At 58.5% G+C, this 15,604-nt stretch carries 13 protein-coding genes and 3 tRNA genes; 1 reads left to right on the top strand and 15 read right to left on the bottom strand.

Annotation, left to right across the window (positions count from 1 at the left end):
• Positions 1-28: 28 nt before the first annotated feature.
• The gene (locus tag ACMGF8_RS09260) at positions 29-2,257 is read right to left on the bottom strand and encodes a DUF1631 domain-containing protein (RefSeq protein WP_305948981.1); all 2,229 of its coding nucleotides are present in this window, start codon (positions 2,255-2,257) and stop codon (positions 29-31) included.
• 363 nt (positions 2,258-2,620) lie between these two features.
• Here ACMGF8_RS09260 and nadC point away from each other — a divergent pair, with 363 nt between their 5' ends.
• The gene (nadC, locus tag ACMGF8_RS09255; RefSeq protein ID WP_102861091.1) at positions 2,621-3,469 is read left to right on the top strand and encodes a carboxylating nicotinate-nucleotide diphosphorylase; all 849 of its coding nucleotides are present in this window, start codon (positions 2,621-2,623) and stop codon (positions 3,467-3,469) included.
• Between the two features lie 40 nt (positions 3,470-3,509).
• On the opposite strand, the gene ACMGF8_RS09250 is transcribed toward nadC, so the two are convergent.
• The 14 genes from ACMGF8_RS09250 to tpiA form a co-directional block, all read right to left on the bottom strand.
• Positions 3,510-3,806: a DUF6388 family protein gene (locus ACMGF8_RS09250; protein ID WP_047283892.1), complete on the bottom strand. Its 297-nt coding sequence runs from the start codon at positions 3,804-3,806 to the stop codon at positions 3,510-3,512.
• 269 nt (positions 3,807-4,075) lie between these two features.
• Complete coding sequence (locus tag ACMGF8_RS09245; protein WP_416759368.1) at positions 4,076-4,597, bottom strand: hypothetical protein; 522 nt, start codon at positions 4,595-4,597, stop codon at positions 4,076-4,078.
• A gap of 483 nt (positions 4,598-5,080) precedes the next feature.
• Positions 5,081-5,156: transfer RNA gene (locus tag ACMGF8_RS09240), tRNA-Thr, on the bottom strand.
• Positions 5,157-5,274: 118 nt separating this feature from the next.
• Positions 5,275-7,380, bottom strand: coding sequence for a polyribonucleotide nucleotidyltransferase (gene pnp, locus ACMGF8_RS09235; RefSeq protein ID WP_102861088.1), 2,106 nt, complete (start codon positions 7,378-7,380; stop codon positions 5,275-5,277).
• Between the two features lie 197 nt (positions 7,381-7,577).
• Complete coding sequence (rpsO, locus tag ACMGF8_RS09230) at positions 7,578-7,847, bottom strand: 30S ribosomal protein S15 (protein WP_011059205.1); 270 nt, start codon at positions 7,845-7,847, stop codon at positions 7,578-7,580.
• 115 nt (positions 7,848-7,962) lie between these two features.
• Positions 7,963-8,880 carry a tRNA pseudouridine(55) synthase TruB gene (gene truB, locus ACMGF8_RS09225; RefSeq protein WP_011059204.1) on the bottom strand — a complete coding sequence of 306 codons (918 nt, stop codon included), beginning with the start codon at positions 8,878-8,880 and terminating at the stop codon, positions 7,963-7,965.
• Positions 8,881-8,883: 3 nt separating this feature from the next.
• Complete coding sequence (rbfA, locus tag ACMGF8_RS09220) at positions 8,884-9,285, bottom strand: 30S ribosome-binding factor RbfA (RefSeq protein WP_016967778.1); 402 nt, start codon at positions 9,283-9,285, stop codon at positions 8,884-8,886.
• A gap of 159 nt (positions 9,286-9,444) precedes the next feature.
• Positions 9,445-11,961, bottom strand: a complete 2,517-nt coding sequence (gene infB, locus ACMGF8_RS09215; RefSeq protein WP_060837489.1) for a translation initiation factor IF-2 — start codon at positions 11,959-11,961, stop codon at positions 9,445-9,447.
• A 27-nt stretch (positions 11,962-11,988) separates the two neighbouring features.
• Complete coding sequence (nusA, locus tag ACMGF8_RS09210; RefSeq protein WP_011059201.1) at positions 11,989-13,470, bottom strand: transcription termination factor NusA; 1,482 nt, start codon at positions 13,468-13,470, stop codon at positions 11,989-11,991.
• A gap of 47 nt (positions 13,471-13,517) precedes the next feature.
• On the bottom strand, positions 13,518-13,976 hold the full coding sequence (gene rimP / locus ACMGF8_RS09205; protein ID WP_041120545.1) for a ribosome maturation factor RimP: 459 nt from the start codon (positions 13,974-13,976) through the stop codon (positions 13,518-13,520).
• Between the two features lie 130 nt (positions 13,977-14,106).
• Positions 14,107-14,183 (bottom strand) — tRNA-Met (locus ACMGF8_RS09200).
• A gap of 96 nt (positions 14,184-14,279) precedes the next feature.
• Positions 14,280-14,365 (bottom strand) — tRNA-Leu (locus ACMGF8_RS09195).
• 29 nt (positions 14,366-14,394) lie between these two features.
• Positions 14,395-14,778 carry a preprotein translocase subunit SecG gene (gene secG / locus ACMGF8_RS09190; RefSeq protein WP_015634120.1) on the bottom strand — a complete coding sequence of 128 codons (384 nt, stop codon included), beginning with the start codon at positions 14,776-14,778 and terminating at the stop codon, positions 14,395-14,397.
• A gap of 4 nt (positions 14,779-14,782) precedes the next feature.
• The gene (tpiA, locus tag ACMGF8_RS09185; RefSeq protein WP_102861086.1) at positions 14,783-15,538 is read right to left on the bottom strand and encodes a triose-phosphate isomerase; all 756 of its coding nucleotides are present in this window, start codon (positions 15,536-15,538) and stop codon (positions 14,783-14,785) included.
• Positions 15,539-15,604: the final 66 nt, after the last annotated feature.

Below are 15,604 nucleotides of genomic sequence, written 5' to 3'. Positions count from 1 at the left end.
TATGCCGCGTTACCCCCTCGGGTTGCGATCACTTGCCGTGATTGAGTCGCTGCAGATTACCGATCACCGATTCCAGGGCCCGATCGAACAGCAAGGTATCGTCCAGCGCCCGCACCGCGCCGCGATGAAACTCCAGGGCCAGGCCCATGCGCGTGCGCTCCAGGACTTTCAGTCCGGTGCGGTTGACGAATACGTACTTGGCCACGGGATGGGGAACAATCGCCGCCAGTTTGCAGCGCAAGGTATTGTCCTCGTCCTCCTGAAACTCGACCCAGGCCCCCAAGCGCAGTTGCTCCACTTGCAACACACCGGGGTCATTGGCCGGCAGAGCCAGCGGAGCGGCCTCCAGGGGGCCTTCTTCGGCGCTGGGCAGAACGATCTCCTGGGCCACCACGATCAGATCGCTACGCTCGGCCCCCAGGGACACCACTCGCTGTTGCGGTGCCTGGGCTTCACGCTCGAATGCCTGCAGGTGCAGAAGCTCCAGCTGACTGAAGAATTCGCTAGTGGCAAAAGGATCGAAAGCTGCGCTGCTCAAACCGTCTCGCAGGCCCTTGAGCAGTCCCGGCACCACGGCCAGCAGGCGCATTGCAGTGTCCGGCTGCTCGTGGCGTTGCACACTCCAGATCAGCTCGCGCATGACGCCCTCAGCAGTGCGCCATTCGGCAGAGTCATCACCGTGCTTCAGGCAACTGAGCAACAGCACCTGGCTCCAGGCATCGCGAACAAAATCCACCACTGTGTGCGGCAGCACCTTGCCCAGCAGCGCTTCATTGAGCGCCTGTTCCACCCGCCGTCTCGCCAGCTCTGCCTTGGCCCGCCCCTCCTCCGCGTCTCGGGTGCGCTGCTCCAGCAATTCGGCACGACGTCGTTCGTCGGCGGTAAAGGCGAGAAAATCGGCCAGCAGCTCGGAAAAGATCGCCGGGTCGTCGGTGAATTCGCTCAGCAGGCGTTGCACCACTTGTTCGATTCGCAGATACAGGCTGTCGCGCTGATGGTCATCGCAGCCGCCCCAGCCCATCGCTGCGGCAGCGATTTCATTGAGCAGGCGCCGCGCCGGGTGGTTGCCGCGACTGAAGAAGCTCTTGTCCAGCACCGCCACCTTGAGCATGGGAATCTGCAGGCGGCCGATCAGCGCCTTGAGGGACTCCGGCAGGTTACGGTCGTCAAGGATGCACTCGAAGAGCATGGCGATCAGGTTGATCACATCTTCGTCGGCAACATCCACGACCCGGGACTTGCCGCTCTTGACGCTGACCCGGGTGAGCAGTTGTTCCAGCTGATTGCGCAGGTCGAAATCTTCCTGGGCACTGGGGGCCGGCACGTATTGCTGCAGATGGGACAGCAGACGCATGAGATCACGGGTCGAAATCGGTTGGGTTTCAGCGCTGGGCTCAAGGGTCGGGGCAACGCTGCCGCGCACATGCAAAAGCAGTGTCTGCAAGGCCGCGAAGACTTCCTGCACGCTCTCGTCGAGCGGGCTCTGACCCGGTTTGTGCGCACCGCCATCGGCAATGGCGGTCTGGGCTTCAGCCTGGGCTCGATCCGAGGCCCGGCGCGCCGGGGCCGGCATCAGCTCCGGCAGGATTCCAGTGGCGATCAACAGTTGGTTGGCTTCGCCATAGAGCAGTTCGGCATCGCTGAGCACGTACCGCTCGAACAGCTTGAGGATGATCAACTTGACCTTGATCTCCACCCCCAGGCTGCGTCCGGACTGGAGGAAGTACTCACAGAGCAGCGCCGGAGCCAGAGGGTTTTCCGCATCCGCCAAGCGCCGGCCCAGCAGTACGCCCAGGCGCGCTGTCAGTTGCCCGAGGGCGAAGCCGTCCCGGTTGAGAACCTTGGCCACCATGGCATCCACGGCCACGGTCTTTTCCAGATCATCCCGGGAAGGGTCAAGAGAAGGGTCGTAAGCCACCGTATGGGGAATGACCAGAGCCGGGTCGTACTGCACCAGGCCGGCGAAGGCTTCGAAAAACTTTTCCAGAAAACCGCGTTCGATGCTTTTGCGCTTCAAGCGCAGATCGCGCATGGCCTCAAACAGAGTGTTCTGCTCGACATTGTTCTGCGCCCGATCGGCCATTTCGAACAGCGTGTCGTCGGCGTTATCGAACAGTTCCTGTAAACCATGACGCAGCTGCTGGGCGGCCTTGTCTCGAACCTGAAGCAGGATCACCGGCAGGCGGGCAAGCGGCGAAGCGGTCGCCTGATCTGTAGCCGCCTTGTGCAAAGGCACTACATTCCCGTCGTTGTGCATCCAAGCCTCCTGGAAAGGTGTTTCTTCGGTTCGAAATCAAGGTTCAGTCAAGCCGACGGCGCTCACAGTCGGCTCTCAGCGGAGGCAAATGCATTCCACTGCACTTTATTTAAGGGGGAGCCAAAGACACGTCAAAGCTATGACGTCAATTACAAGTCATATTATCTTGTAAAAGCCCCCTCTTGCGCCAGCAGACTCTGCCGCCCATCCGGAAATAACCCTCAGGCAAACAAGAAAAATCACTCCAGCTCATCAGACAAATCGACGAAAGACAGGTTCGTCAAAGACTCGCCGAGATTTGCCACCTTGGGTTCGCCGATCCCATGCCCCTATAATCGGCGCACTTAGTTTGTGGAGCCCGTTATGCCGAATCTACGCCTCGCCGACCTGACCGCCGAAATCGAAGCCAACGTGCGCCGCGCGTTGCTGGAGGACATCGGCAGCGGCGACATCACCGCGCAACTGATCCCGGCCGAACGCCTGGCCAAAGCCACCATCATCACTCGCGAAGCGGCGGTCGTCGCTGGTACAGCCTGGGTGGATGCGGTGTTCCGCCAACTGGACCCGCGGGTTGCCGTGCACTGGCAAGTGGCTGACGGCGAGCGGGTGGTACCCAACCAGGCGCTGTTCCACCTGGAAGGCCCGGCCCGCTCACTGCTCACCGGCGAACGCAGCGCTCTGAACTTCCTGCAACTGCTGTCCGGCGTGGCCACCCGCGCCCGTTATCTGGCCGACTTTGTCACCGATACCCAGGTCAAGCTGCTGGATACCCGCAAGACCCTTCCCGGCCTGCGCCTGGCACAGAAATACGCGGTTACCTGCGGCGGCTGCCACAACCACCGTATCGGTCTGTATGACGCCTTCCTGATCAAGGAGAACCACATCGCCGCCTGTGGCGGCATCGCCCAGGCCATCAGCGCCGCCCACAAGATCGCCCCGGGCAAGCCGGTGGAAGTGGAAGTGGAAAGTCTTGGGGAGTTGAAGGAGGCCCTGGCAGCCGGAGCCGACATCATCATGCTCGATGAACTGAGCCTGGACGACATGCGCGAAGCCGTGCGCCTGAATGCCGGCAAGGCCAAGCTGGAAGCCAGCGGGGGAATCAACGAAAGCACCTTGCGCCCGATTGCCGAAACCGGGGTGGACTACATTTCCATCGGTGCCATGACCAAGGATGTGAAAGCCCTGGACCTGTCCATGCGGCTGAGCATCTGATCCATGAAAAACGCCAGCCTGATTAAGGCTGGCGTCGGGCTCAACTGTCGATCTCGTTGAGCTGCAGATAATCCTCAAGGTCCATGCCCAGCGCTTCAGCAACCTCCTGATGCACCTCCAGGCGCATAGCCTTCAGTTCCTCCGGTGTCTCGGCCACCAGATCGAGCACCAGTTCCCACGGCTCGATGCCGCGAGACTCTGCCTCGTCCTCAAACGCCCATTGCGCTTGCTGCTTCTGTTCTTCGGGGCTCAGGGCGCTGATTTCCTCTTGCAAGGAAGGCGTGGCAGCCAGGTACCGTTCAAGCGCTACGTCGATTCTTGCCTCTTTAGGAATCATCTCGTTCTCTCTGATCATGGGAATGGAAGATGGATCTGGATCGTTGGGATCTCTCTGCCGCAAAAAACCGTTACAACCGTCGATTTATCTGGCCTTCAGAACCATTCGGGATCATCTGAAAACAGCATGCTGGTACTCAGACAGCAACCGAATATAGGACCTTTGGGCGACGATTTATATGACCTGATGCACCGATGAGCGAGAAATCGGCGGATTTCCGGGCCGTCACCAGACACAGACTCGCCAGAAACCTCAGGAAACCAGGTTGATCAGCCGGTCGCTGTTCCTTTTCTCAAGCAAACGCCTGCCTTGCCTAGTTCGAAAAATCTTCTGAGATTTTCCAGGATGTCGTACTGCTGAACTGTCCCATCGCGGGCAACATTCATTTCAGCCTTGGTCACCCACAAGTGCCCTTCCTTGCTTTGATTAGGAATAACGGAGAGCACGATATTGAACTTTGTAGCCTCAGGAGGGGTCCCGCCTGACTTAGGTTCATAAAAATTGAAAGTCAGCTGGTTATCGCCATCGGGTGAGACGCTTTGCGCACTGACAACAGGCAGTCCAGCCTTCGAAGCAGTTGGAAAATTAGCCGAGAACAACACATTTGTGCCTCGTACCTCTTTGGTTATTTCCAGATAATATTGTTCAGTATCTTTCACATTCGCCGGAGTGGTGCACTCTTCACCCTCCATTGCAAAATACTGCCCCTCAAACTCATACGTAGGCGCCTTTTCGCAGGCTGCAAGGGCCAGCGACACTGCGCCGATCAACGCCAACTTCCACTTCTTCACGCTGAACACTCCATGATTCCGGGGCGCCATTATGGGCAATGCCGTTCGCTGGCACCACCTGATTCATGAGCGGCATCAAGTAGCCGCATAAGCAACTAAGTACGACTTCCATCCCACCACGAAAGCATTGACCTCAGATGCCAACGGCAAAACTGCCAGAGGCACGATAGGCACTAGCGAATACAAAGAAACGAAGTTTCGGTTCGGCTTACTACCTACCTGCTGTAAGCAGTCTTTAAAAAGCGCCATTCAACAATCAACTACAGGAGGTAGCCAATTAAATAGAAAAGCACATCCAGTAACCCGCAGAATAAGCCATGACGACTATCAATAATGAGTTATGGATACTACCCGTGAACTCAACATAGATTAAACCTACCCGACGGCACTCTTAAAAACGTATCTTTCGAGGGCGCTCATTCAGCACAAGATGGACTTTGCTGGAGGGGCCATACACTTGCAAACCGCTCCAAACTCGATATCTGGTGCCGGTGACAGGAATCGAACCTGCGACCTTCGCGTTACGAGTGCGCTGCTCTACCGACTGAGCTACACCGGCGTGGACTAAAACCTAGCACCCGCATCCTGGACCAGCAACCAAGAAGCCTTGCCGCACATAGCAAAACGCCCCGAACCAGTCGGGGCGTTTGCTTGTTCAGCGTAAGGCTAAAAGGCGATTAAACGCCCGAAGCTTTGGCTGCTGCCACGTCTTTGATGGACAGCTTGATACGGCCGCGGTTGTCCACGTCCAGTACCAGCACTTCCACTTCCTGGCCTTCTTTCAGGATGTCGGTGACTTTCTCAACGCGAGCGTCGCTCAGCATGGAGATGTGCACCAGACCATCCTTGCCCGGCAGGATGTTGACGAAAGCGCCGAAGTCGACGATGCGCTCAACCTTGCCGACGTAGATCTTGCCGATCTCGGCTTCCGCGGTGATGCCCAGAACGCGCTGACGCGCGGCCTCTGCAGCTTCCTTGGTTTCGCCGAAGATCTTGATCGAACCGTCGTCTTCGATATCGATCGACGCCTTGGTTTCTTCGCAGATCGCACGAATGGTGGCGCCGCCTTTACCGATGACGTCACGGATCTTGTCGGTGTCGATCTTCATCGCGATCATGGTCGGTGCGTTGGCCGACAGTTCGCTACGGGACTGACCGATGATCTGGTTCATCTGGCCGAGGATGTTCAGGCGAGCTTCCAGGGCCTGGCCCAGGGCGATCTCCATGATTTCTTCGGTGATGCCCTTGATCTTGATGTCCATCTGCAGCGCGGTGACGCCTTTGGCGGTACCGGCTACCTTGAAGTCCATGTCGCCCAGGTGGTCTTCGTCACCCAGGATGTCGGTCAGGACGGCGAACTTCTCGCCTTCTTTAACCAGGCCCATGGCGATACCGGCAACCGGCGCCTTCATTGGTACACCAGCGTCCATCAGCGCCAGGGAAGCACCGCACACGGAAGCCATGGAGCTGGAACCGTTGGATTCGGTGATTTCCGATACTACGCGGATGGTGTAAGGGAACACGTCAGCGGCTGGCAGCATGGCCTGGACCGAACGACGGGCCAGACGGCCGTGACCGATTTCACGACGACCAGCGCCGCCCATGCGACCACACTCGCCCACCGAGAACGGAGGGAAGTTGTAGTGCAGCATGAAGGGGTCTTTCTTCTCGCCTTCCAGGGTGTCCAGCAGCTGTGCGTCACGGGCAGTACCCAGGGTCGCAACCACCAGGGCCTGGGTTTCGCCACGGGTGAACAGGGCCGAACCGTGAGTCTTCGGCAGGACGCCGACTTCGATGTTCAGCGGACGTACAGTGCGAGTGTCGCGGCCGTCGATACGTGGCTTGCCGTTAACGATGTTTTCGCGAACGGTGCGGTATTCGATCTCGCCGAAAGCGGCTTTGACGTCGGCAGCCGAAGGCTGGCCTTCTTCACCGGAGAGCTTGGCGACCACCTGGTCTTTCAGCTCGCCCAGGCGAGCGTAACGATCGGCCTTGACGGTGATGGTGTAAGCCTGGGAGATGGCTTCGCCGAACTCGGCACGGATAGCGCCCAGCAGTTCGGTGGCTTCTGGGGCAGCAGCCCAGTCCCAGGTAGGCTTGGCAGCTTCGGCGGCCAGCTCTTTGACAGCCTTGATCACCGACTGGAATTCGTCGTGGGCGAACAGTACAGCGCCCAGCATCTGGTCTTCGGTCAGCTCTTTGGCTTCCGACTCAACCATCAGCACGGCTTCTTCGGTACCGGCCACAACCATGTCCAGGCTCGAAGCAGCCAGTTGTTCGTAGGTTGGGTTCAGCAGGTAGCCGGTGCTTTCGTGGAAAGCCACGCGAGCGGCGCCGATCGGGCCGTCGAAAGGAATGCCGGAGATCGCCAGGGCAGCCGAGGTACCGATCATCGCAGCGATGTCCGGATCGGTCTTCTTGCTGGTGGAAACGACGGTGCAGACGACCTGCACTTCGTTCATGAAGCCTTCTGGGAACAGAGGGCGGATCGGACGGTCGATCAGACGCGAGGTCAGGGTTTCTTTCTCGGAAGGACGGCCTTCACGCTTGAAGAAACCGCCAGGGATCTTACCGGCAGCGTAAGTCTTTTCCTGGTAGTGCACGGACAGAGGGAAGAAGCCCTTGCCTGGATCCGCTTGCTTGGCGCCCACCACGGTCACCAATACGCTGACGTCGTCGTCAACGGTGACCAATACTGCGCCGGAGGCTTGACGGGCGATACGGCCAGTCTCGAGGGTTACGGTCGACTGACCGAACTGGAATTTTTTGATTACCGGGTTCACGGTGTCCTACCTTCTTTGTGGCTCTTGGGGAAACTTGATTCTTGCGAAATTCTTGGGCAATGCGGGGAATCGGCCCAGCCTTTATTGTCCAGGTAAAACGGTGCAGCAGATAAAACTTGAGGCTGGGAGCCTGCCATACGCCGGCGGAAAAACCGCTGACGCATGGCAAACAACCAACCTCATAGCGCAATCGCTGATTAGCGACGCAGACCCAGACGACCGATCAGGGTGCTGTAACGGCTCAGGTCTTTGCCTTTCAGGTAGTCCAGCAGCTTACGACGCTGGTTTACCATGCGGATCAGGCCACGACGGGAGTGGTGGTCTTTACCGTTGGCTTTGAAGTGACCTTGCAGTTTGTTGATGTTGGCGGTCAGCAGTGCAACTTGCACTTCTGGCGAACCAGTGTCACCAACAGCTTGCTGGTAGTCGGTTACGATCTGAGCTTTTTCTTCAACGCTGAGTGCCATGTGGGCAATCCTTATATCAGGAAACTGTTCAAGAACAGTTTCAACAGGCCAGGGACAAATCCCTGTATCTATAAATGAGTAGTGACCGTGCCTGTTAACAGCCACCCTCGTCCGGTCATTCTGACCGAATCAGTCGACGCGGCGCGATGCGCCCGTCTTCGCTCACTTCACCGATACCGATGAAGCGACCGTTGTGATCCTGTACCCGCACCATGCCGAACTTCGGTGCATCCGGGGCACGTACCGGCTGGCCATTGAGCCAGTAGAACGCGCTGTGCTCCGAGAACTGCAGCAGTGGCCAATCCAGCAGGCCGCTGTCCGATGGCATCAGGAAGCGATCTACCGCTTCATTGCCGCCTTCGGCGTGCACGGCTTCAAGCTCTTCCAGGGTGACCGTCTGGGCCAAGCTGAAAGGTCCGGCCTGGGTCCGTCGCAGTTCTGCAACGTAAGCACCGCAGCCGAGCTTTTCACCAATATCTTCCACCAGGGTGCGGATATAGGTGCCTTTGCTGCAGTCCACCGCCAGGCGCGCAGTGTCGCCTTCAAAGGCGAGTAATTCCAAGCGCGCAATAGTAACAGAACGCGGTTCGCGCTCCACCACTTCCCCTGCACGAGCCAGTTTGTAGAGTGGCTGGCCATCACGCTTGAGGGCGGAGTACATCGGCGGTATCTGTTTGATTTCGCCGCGAAATTCCGGCAATACCGCTTCGATATCGGCACGACCAACGGTCACTTCGCGGGTCTGCAAAACTTCGCCTTCAGCATCCGCGGTGGTGGTGGTCTTGCCCAACTGCGCCAGGGTTTCGTAACCCTTGTCGGAATCGAGCAGGTATTGCGAGAACTTGGTGGCCTCACCGAAGCACAGCGGCAGCACACCGGTGGCTAGGGGATCGAGGCTGCCGGTGTGACCGGCCTTCTCGGCATTGAGCAACCAGCGGACTTTCTGCAGCGCCGCGTTGGAGGTGAAGCCCAGCGGCTTGTCCAGGAGGATGATGCCGCTGACGTTACGACGGATACGCTTAACCTGAGCCACCGCTTACTCCTTGGCGTCTTCAGGGGCAGGCGCGTCGCCATGCTGGCTGTCTTCAGCCACGGCACGCTCGATCAGGGCCGACAGGTGTGCCCCGCGGGCCACGCTTTCGTCGTAATGGAAGTGCAGTTGCGGCACGCTGCGCAGCTTCATTTCCTTGGCCAGTTGCATGCGCAGGAAACCTGCCGCCGAGTTCAGCACCTTGATGCTCTGGGCGATCTCTTCGGCGTTTTCCTGGCCCATCACGGTGATGAAAATCTTCGCGTGACCGACATCACGGCTGACTTCCACGGCGGTGATGGTCACCAGGCCGACGCGTGGATCCTTGACTTCGCGACGGATCAGTTGCGCCAGTTCGCGCTGCATCTGATCACCGATGCGTTGGGTACGGCTGTATTCTTTTGCCATGTCTTGTTACCTGTTACTGCCTCACGGTGAAACCCGTGTGGTCTGAAAGCAGCAAACGCCCGGCCTGGCAGGAGCCAGACCGGGCGTTGCGTTTAGAGGCCGCAGGAGGCGCCGGGCACTTGCATGCGGCGGGCCACCAGGGCTCTTGAAGTGCGCGAGTTAGAGGCTGCGAGCAACCTGGACCTTCTCGAAGACTTCGATCTTGTCGCCGACTTTGACGTCGTTGTAGCTCTTCACGCCGATACCGCATTCCATGCCGGCACGCACTTCGGACGCGTCATCCTTGAAGCGGCGCAGGGATTCCAGCTCGCCTTCGAAGATAACGATGTCTTCACGCAGTACACGGATTGGACGGTTACGGTGCACGACACCTTCGATGACCATGCAACCGGCGATCGCGCCAAACTTCGGCGAGCGGAACACGTCGCGAACTTCGGCAACACCCAGGATGTTCTCCCGAACGTCGCTGCCCAACATACCGGTCAGGGCTTTCTTGACGTCTTCGATGATGTCGTAGATCACGTTGTAGTAACGCATATCCAGACCTTCCTGCTCGACGATCTTCCGGGCGCCGGCATCGGCACGCACGTTGAAGCCGAACAGTACAGCGTTGGAGGCCAGTGCCAGGTTGGCGTCGCTTTCGGTGATACCACCGACGCCGCCGCCCACTACGCGCACTTGCACTTCGTCGTTGCCCAGGCCGTTCAGAGCGCCTTGCAGAGCTTCCAGCGAACCACGGACGTCGGATTTGAGGACGATGTTGAGCGTCTTCTTCTCTTCCTGGCCCATGCTTTCGAAGATGTTTTCCAGCTTGCCGGCGTGAGCACGAGCCAGTTTGACTTCGCGGAACTTGCCTTGACGGAACAGAGCCACTTCACGGGCTTTCTTCTCGTCGGCCACTACGCTCATCTCGTCGCCAGCGTCCGGGGTACCGTCCAGGCCGAGGATCTCGACCGGGATGGAAGGACCGGCTTCCTTGATTGGCTTGCCGTTCTCGTCGAGCATGGCGCGCACGCGGCCGTAGTTCGAGCCGACCAGCACCATGTCGCCTTGACGCAGCGTACCGTCCTGAACCAGCACGGTGGCTACCGGGCCGCGGCCCTTGTCGAGACGGGATTCAACCACGACACCACGGCCAGGAGCCGAAGGAGTCGCCTTGAGCTCCAGTACTTCGGCCTGCAGCAGAACGGCTTCGAGCAGGTCGTCGACACCGGTACCCATTTTCGCGGAGACCGGTACGAACGGCGTATCGCCACCCCAATCTTCCGACGTCACGCCGTGAACCGAGAGCTCACTGCGGATGCGGTCCAGATCAGCGCCCGGCTTGTCGATCTTGTTCACCGCAACCACCAGCGGAACGCCGGCAGCTTGAGCGTGCTGAACAGCTTCAACGGTCTGCGGCATCACGCCGTCGTCCGCTGCAACCACCAGGATCACGATGTCGGTAGCCTTGGCACCACGGGCACGCATGGCGGTAAACGCGGCGTGACCTGGGGTGTCGAGGAAGGTGACCATGCCGCGCTCGGTTTCTACGTGGTAGGCACCGATGTGCTGGGTAATACCACCGGCTTCGCCCGCGGCCACTTTGGCGCGACGGATGTAGTCCAGCAACGAGGTCTTACCGTGGTCAACGTGGCCCATTACGGTCACGACCGGCGCACGGGCAACCGCTTCACCTTCGAACTTCAGGGACTCGGCCAGGGAATCTTCCAGGGCGGTGTCGCTGACCAGGGTCACTTTGTGGCCCAGTTCTTCAGCAACCAGCTGGGCAGTTTCCTGATCCAGAACCTGGTTGATGGTGGCTGGAGTGCCCAGCTTGAACATGAACTTGATGACTTCGGCAGCCTTGACCGACATCTGCTGGGCCAGTTCGCCCACAGTGATGGTCTCGCCGATCTGCACGTCACGTACCACTGGCCCAGTTGGGCTCTGGAAACCGTGAGCGTTGCGTTTCTTCAGCTTGGCCTTGCCGCGACCACCACGACGGAAGCCATCGCTTTCTTCGTCGGTGGTACGTGGAGCAACCCGCGGCGCTGGCGCCTTTTCCTTGACCGAAGCACGATGCGGAGCGTTTTTGCGCTCGCCATCGCCGCTGCGACGGTTGTCGTCGTTGCGGGACTTGTCCGGACGGCGCTGCTCGTCTTTCTTGCGCTCGGCCACTGGTGCCGGAGCGGCCACCGGTGCTTCTTGCACAGTTTCGACCACAGGCGCAGGTGCAGGGGCTGCAGCAGCTTGCGCAGCAACAGGCTCGGCAACCGGAGCAGGCTGGCGACGCGCTTCTTCTTCGGCGCGACGCTTGGCTTCTTCTTCAGCCTTTTGACGAGCAGCATTTTCTACTGCGCGACGTTCTTCCAGTTCGCGTTGACGCTCGGCTTCGATTTCTTCCGGGCTGCGCTGCACGAAGACTTTCTTCTTGCGCACTTCAACGCTGATGCTCTTGCTGCCAGCAACACGCAGGGTGCTGGTGGTCTTGCGCTGCAAAGTGATCTTGCGTGGTTCTTCCACTTTCGCCTTGTGGCTGCTTTTCAGATGAGTCAGCAACGACTGCTTCTCACTGTCGCTCACATGTTCCTCGGCGGCGGTGTGCGGCAGACCTGCCTCACGCATCTGCTGCAGCAGGCGCTCTACCGGTGTTTTGACCTCATCGGCCAGTTGTTTCACCGTGACTTGCGTCATGCACTTCTCTCCTCAGGCCGCGCCTAATTACTCGAACCAGTGGGCTCGGGCGGCCATGATCAACTTGCCGGCACGATCATCGTCAATGCCGTCGATGTCGAGCAGGTCGTCAATAGACTGCTCGGCCAGGTCTTCGCGGGTAATTACGCCGCGCACCGCCAGTTCCATCGCCAAATCCTTGTCCATACCCTCAAGCGAGAGCAGGTCTTCGGCCGGATGGGCGTCTGCCAGCTTTTCCTCAGTAGCGATGGCTTTAGTCAACAAGCGATCCTTGGCCCGAGCGCGAAGCTCGTTGACGATGTCTTCGTCAAAGCCGTCGATGTTGAGCATTTCTTCCAGCGGTACGTAGGCAATCTCTTCCAGGCTGGTGAAGCCTTCATCAACCAGAACCTGTGCCAGTTCTTCATCAACTTCCAGCTCGTCGATGAAATTGCGCAGGATGTCGCCGGTTTCTGCTTGCTGCTTGGCCTGGATGTCCGATTCGGTCATCACGTTCAGGGTCCAGCCAGTCAATTGGCTGGCCAGACGCACGTTCTGACCACCGCGACCGATGGCCTGAGCCAGATTGTCTGCGCCAACGGCGATGTCCATGGCATGGGCATCTTCGTCAACGATAATTGCCGCGACCTCAGCCGGCGACATGGCATTGATCACGAACTGCGCCGGGTTCTCGTCCCACAGGACGATGTCCACACGCTCGCCGCCCAACTCACCGGATACGGCCTGGACGCGCGAACCGCGCATACCAATGCACGCACCCTGCGGGTCGATGCGTTTGTCTTTGGAGCGGACTGCGATCTTGGCGCGCGAACCCGGATCACGGGAGGCGGCCATAACTTCGATCAGGCCTTCGGCAATTTCCGGCACTTCGATACGGAACAGCTCGATCAGCATTTCCGGCGCGGTACGCGACAGGATCAGTTGCGGGCCGCGGTTCTCGGTGCGGATTTCCTTGAGCAGCGCACGCAGGCGCACGCCAACCCGGAAAGTCTCACGGGAGATGATGTCTTCACGGGCCAGCAACGCTTCAGCGTTGTTACCCAGGTCAACGATCACGTTGTCACGTGTCACTTTTTTCACGGTGCCGGAGATGATTTCTCCCAGGCGCTCGCGATAGGCATCAACCACCTGTGCGCGCTCGGCTTCGCGAACTTTCTGCACAATGACCTGCTTGGCGGTCTGGGCAGCGATGCGGCCGAACTCGATGGATTCGATTTTCTCTTCGATCACATCACCGACTTTAGCGTCGGGATGGGTTTCACGAGCCTTGCTCAACCAGGTCTCGACCGCTGGATCATCCAGATCGGCTTCTTCAACCACCGTCCAGCGACGGAAAGTTTCATAGGAACCGGTGTGGCGATTGATTTCCACACGCAGGTCCACTTCGTCTTCAAAACGCTTTTTGGTAGCAGTGGCCAGGGCCAGCTCCAGCGCTTCAAAAATCACGCTTGCCGGTACACCCTTTTCATTGGATACCGACTCAACAACCAGCAGTACTTCTTTGCTCATCGTACGCCTCGCCTTTCGCAAGCCATTGGATCCGCGGGATCCGCGTCTCAGTCAAAACTGGGAATAATGTTGGCCTTGTCGATCATATCGATCGGCAACAGAAACTCGTGATCATCCACCTGCACCACGACGTCCTGCTCCTCCACCCCGCGGAGAAGGCCCTGAAAATTACGCCGACCTTCGAAAGGCGAGCGCAGCTTGATCTTCACTTGCTCACCGACATACTTGGCGAACTGTTCAAGGGTGAACAGTGGGCGTTCCATGCCAGGAGAGGAAACCTCAAGGGTGTATTCAACGGAAATCGGATCTTCTACGTCGAGAACACCGCTGATCTGACGGCTGACGATGGCGCAATCGTCCACCAGCACGCCGCCTTCTTTATCGATATAAACGCGCAACAATGAGTGGCGACCCTGAGCCGAAAACTCAATACCCCAGCATTCATAGCCAAGGGCCACGACCACCGGGGCCAACAAGGCCTGCAACTGTTCTAGCTTGCTCGACACCTGAACCCCCTCGTGCATGCTTGTGCAAATAAAAAATGGGCGAAGCGCCCATCCCGGAAACGCCGTTGAATAGCGGCGTTATAAAGTGTCCAGCTAACAAAAAGCCCCTGAAAAGGGGCTCCGCTAAAACTGGTTGCGGGGGCCGGATTTGAACCGACGACCTTCGGGTTATGAGCCCGACGAGCTACCAGACTGCTCCACCCCGCGACAAAGCTGGGGCGGAAGTATACGACTGATCCCTTTTTGGGTCAATGTAACCTTCCACCTACAAGAAAGCCCGCAACCGCGGGCTCTCCTGACAATTGGTACCGAGAAGGGGACTCGAACCCCTACACCCTATGGGCACAACCACCTCAAGGTTGCGTGTCTACCAATTCCACCACCTCGGCATAGACTACGTTACTGCGTGAAACTCTTCTTACTTCTGCTCTGGAGCTGGAGGTACGTCAGTCGCACTATTGGCCGACTTTTGCTCTTGGAGCACCGGGACATCATCAGAAGCCGGTTTTTGCTTTGGTACTTCAAGCACTGCTGGATCTGGCAAACCTACTTGAGTCAGCTGATGAGCTTTCTCTTTAGCAAAGTAACCTAACCCCAAGCTGGTTATGAAGAAACCGGCGGCAAGTATAGCAGTAAACTTACTAAGAAAGGTAGAGGAACCTTGGCTTCCGAACACAGTATTTGAAGCACCTGCACCGAAAGACGCGCCAGCATCCGCACCTTTACCCTGCTGCAGCAAAACCAGAGCAACTACGCCCAGGGCACCCAGCAGATGAAAAACGACTACGACTGTTTCCAGCATTTTTTCAGTTTCCCGCGGCGCGACAGATCGCACCGAACTCATCTGCATTCAGGGAAGCTCCACCAATGAGCCCCCCATCGATATCCGGCATGCCGAACAGTTCGACCGCATTGGCCGCCTTCACGCTGCCGCCGTATAGAAGCCGCACTCCTCGTGCCACTTCAGAATTCTCTGCCGCCAACTGCGCGCGAATGGCTGCGTGCACATCCTGCGCCTGTTGCGGTGTTGCAGTCAGTCCGGTACCAATGGCCCAGACCGGCTCGTAAGCGATAACAGCACTGGCGAATGCGCCAACACCCAACTCTTCAATGATGCTGCCCAGCTGACGCCCGACAACCTCCAGAGTCTTCCCCGCTTCGCGCTGCTCGAGGGTCTCCCCCACACACAGAATCGGCTTAAGGCCACAAGCCTGTGCCGCAGCGAACTTGCGGTTAAGCGTCGCGTCCCGCTCGCCCATGATCATGCGGCGCTCAGAGTGCCCAACCAGCACCAGGGAACAACCTGCGTCCACCAATTGACTCGGGGCGATTTCGCCCGTCAACGCACCTTGCATGGATTCCACCGCAGAGTTCTGCGCGCCGACCTGAATCGACTTGCCTTTCAAGCCATCAATCACTTGATTGATATACAAGCAAGGCGGGAATACCGCGACATCAACACCGCTTGGCAAGGCCAGATGACGAAGGCCGTTGATCAGCTCAGCGACGCTGGCGCGGGTACCGTGCATCTTCCAGTTACCAGCTACCATAGGGCGACGCATGCTGTACCTCGTCGGTCAAAGTGGGCGCAGATGTTACCCAACCAAAACAACACTGGCAAGCCGAAA

Origin of the sequence: Pseudomonas sp. BNK-7, from assembly GCF_048072025.1 — a bacterium.
Taxonomy (GTDB): domain Bacteria; phylum Pseudomonadota; class Gammaproteobacteria; order Pseudomonadales; family Pseudomonadaceae; genus Aquipseudomonas; species Aquipseudomonas danubii.
Note: the sequence above shows the minus strand (reverse complement) of the source record. Positions and strands in the feature narration are given on the sequence as shown.

What these genes read in the sequence shown, in the direction of transcription:
- nadC (WP_102861091.1), top strand. Translation starts at nt 2,621, where the DNA reads ATGCCGAATCTACGCCTCGCCGACCTGACCGCCGAAATCGAAGCCAAC.
- ACMGF8_RS09260 (WP_305948981.1), bottom strand. Translation starts at nt 2,257, where the DNA reads ATGCACAACGACGGGAATGTAGTGCCTTTGCACAAGGCGGCTACAGAT.
- infB (WP_060837489.1), bottom strand. Translation starts at nt 11,961, where the DNA reads ATGACGCAAGTCACGGTGAAACAACTGGCCGATGAGGTCAAAACACCG.
- rpsO (WP_011059205.1), bottom strand. Translation starts at nt 7,847, where the DNA reads ATGGCACTCAGCGTTGAAGAAAAAGCTCAGATCGTAACCGACTACCAG.
- secG (WP_015634120.1), bottom strand. Translation starts at nt 14,778, where the DNA reads ATGCTGGAAACAGTCGTAGTCGTTTTTCATCTGCTGGGTGCCCTGGGC.
- ACMGF8_RS09250 (WP_047283892.1), bottom strand. Translation starts at nt 3,806, where the DNA reads ATGATTCCTAAAGAGGCAAGAATCGACGTAGCGCTTGAACGGTACCTG.
- rbfA (WP_016967778.1), bottom strand. Translation starts at nt 9,285, where the DNA reads ATGGCAAAAGAATACAGCCGTACCCAACGCATCGGTGATCAGATGCAG.
- tpiA (WP_102861086.1), bottom strand. Translation starts at nt 15,538, where the DNA reads ATGCGTCGCCCTATGGTAGCTGGTAACTGGAAGATGCACGGTACCCGC.
- nusA (WP_011059201.1), bottom strand. Translation starts at nt 13,470, where the DNA reads ATGAGCAAAGAAGTACTGCTGGTTGTTGAGTCGGTATCCAATGAAAAG.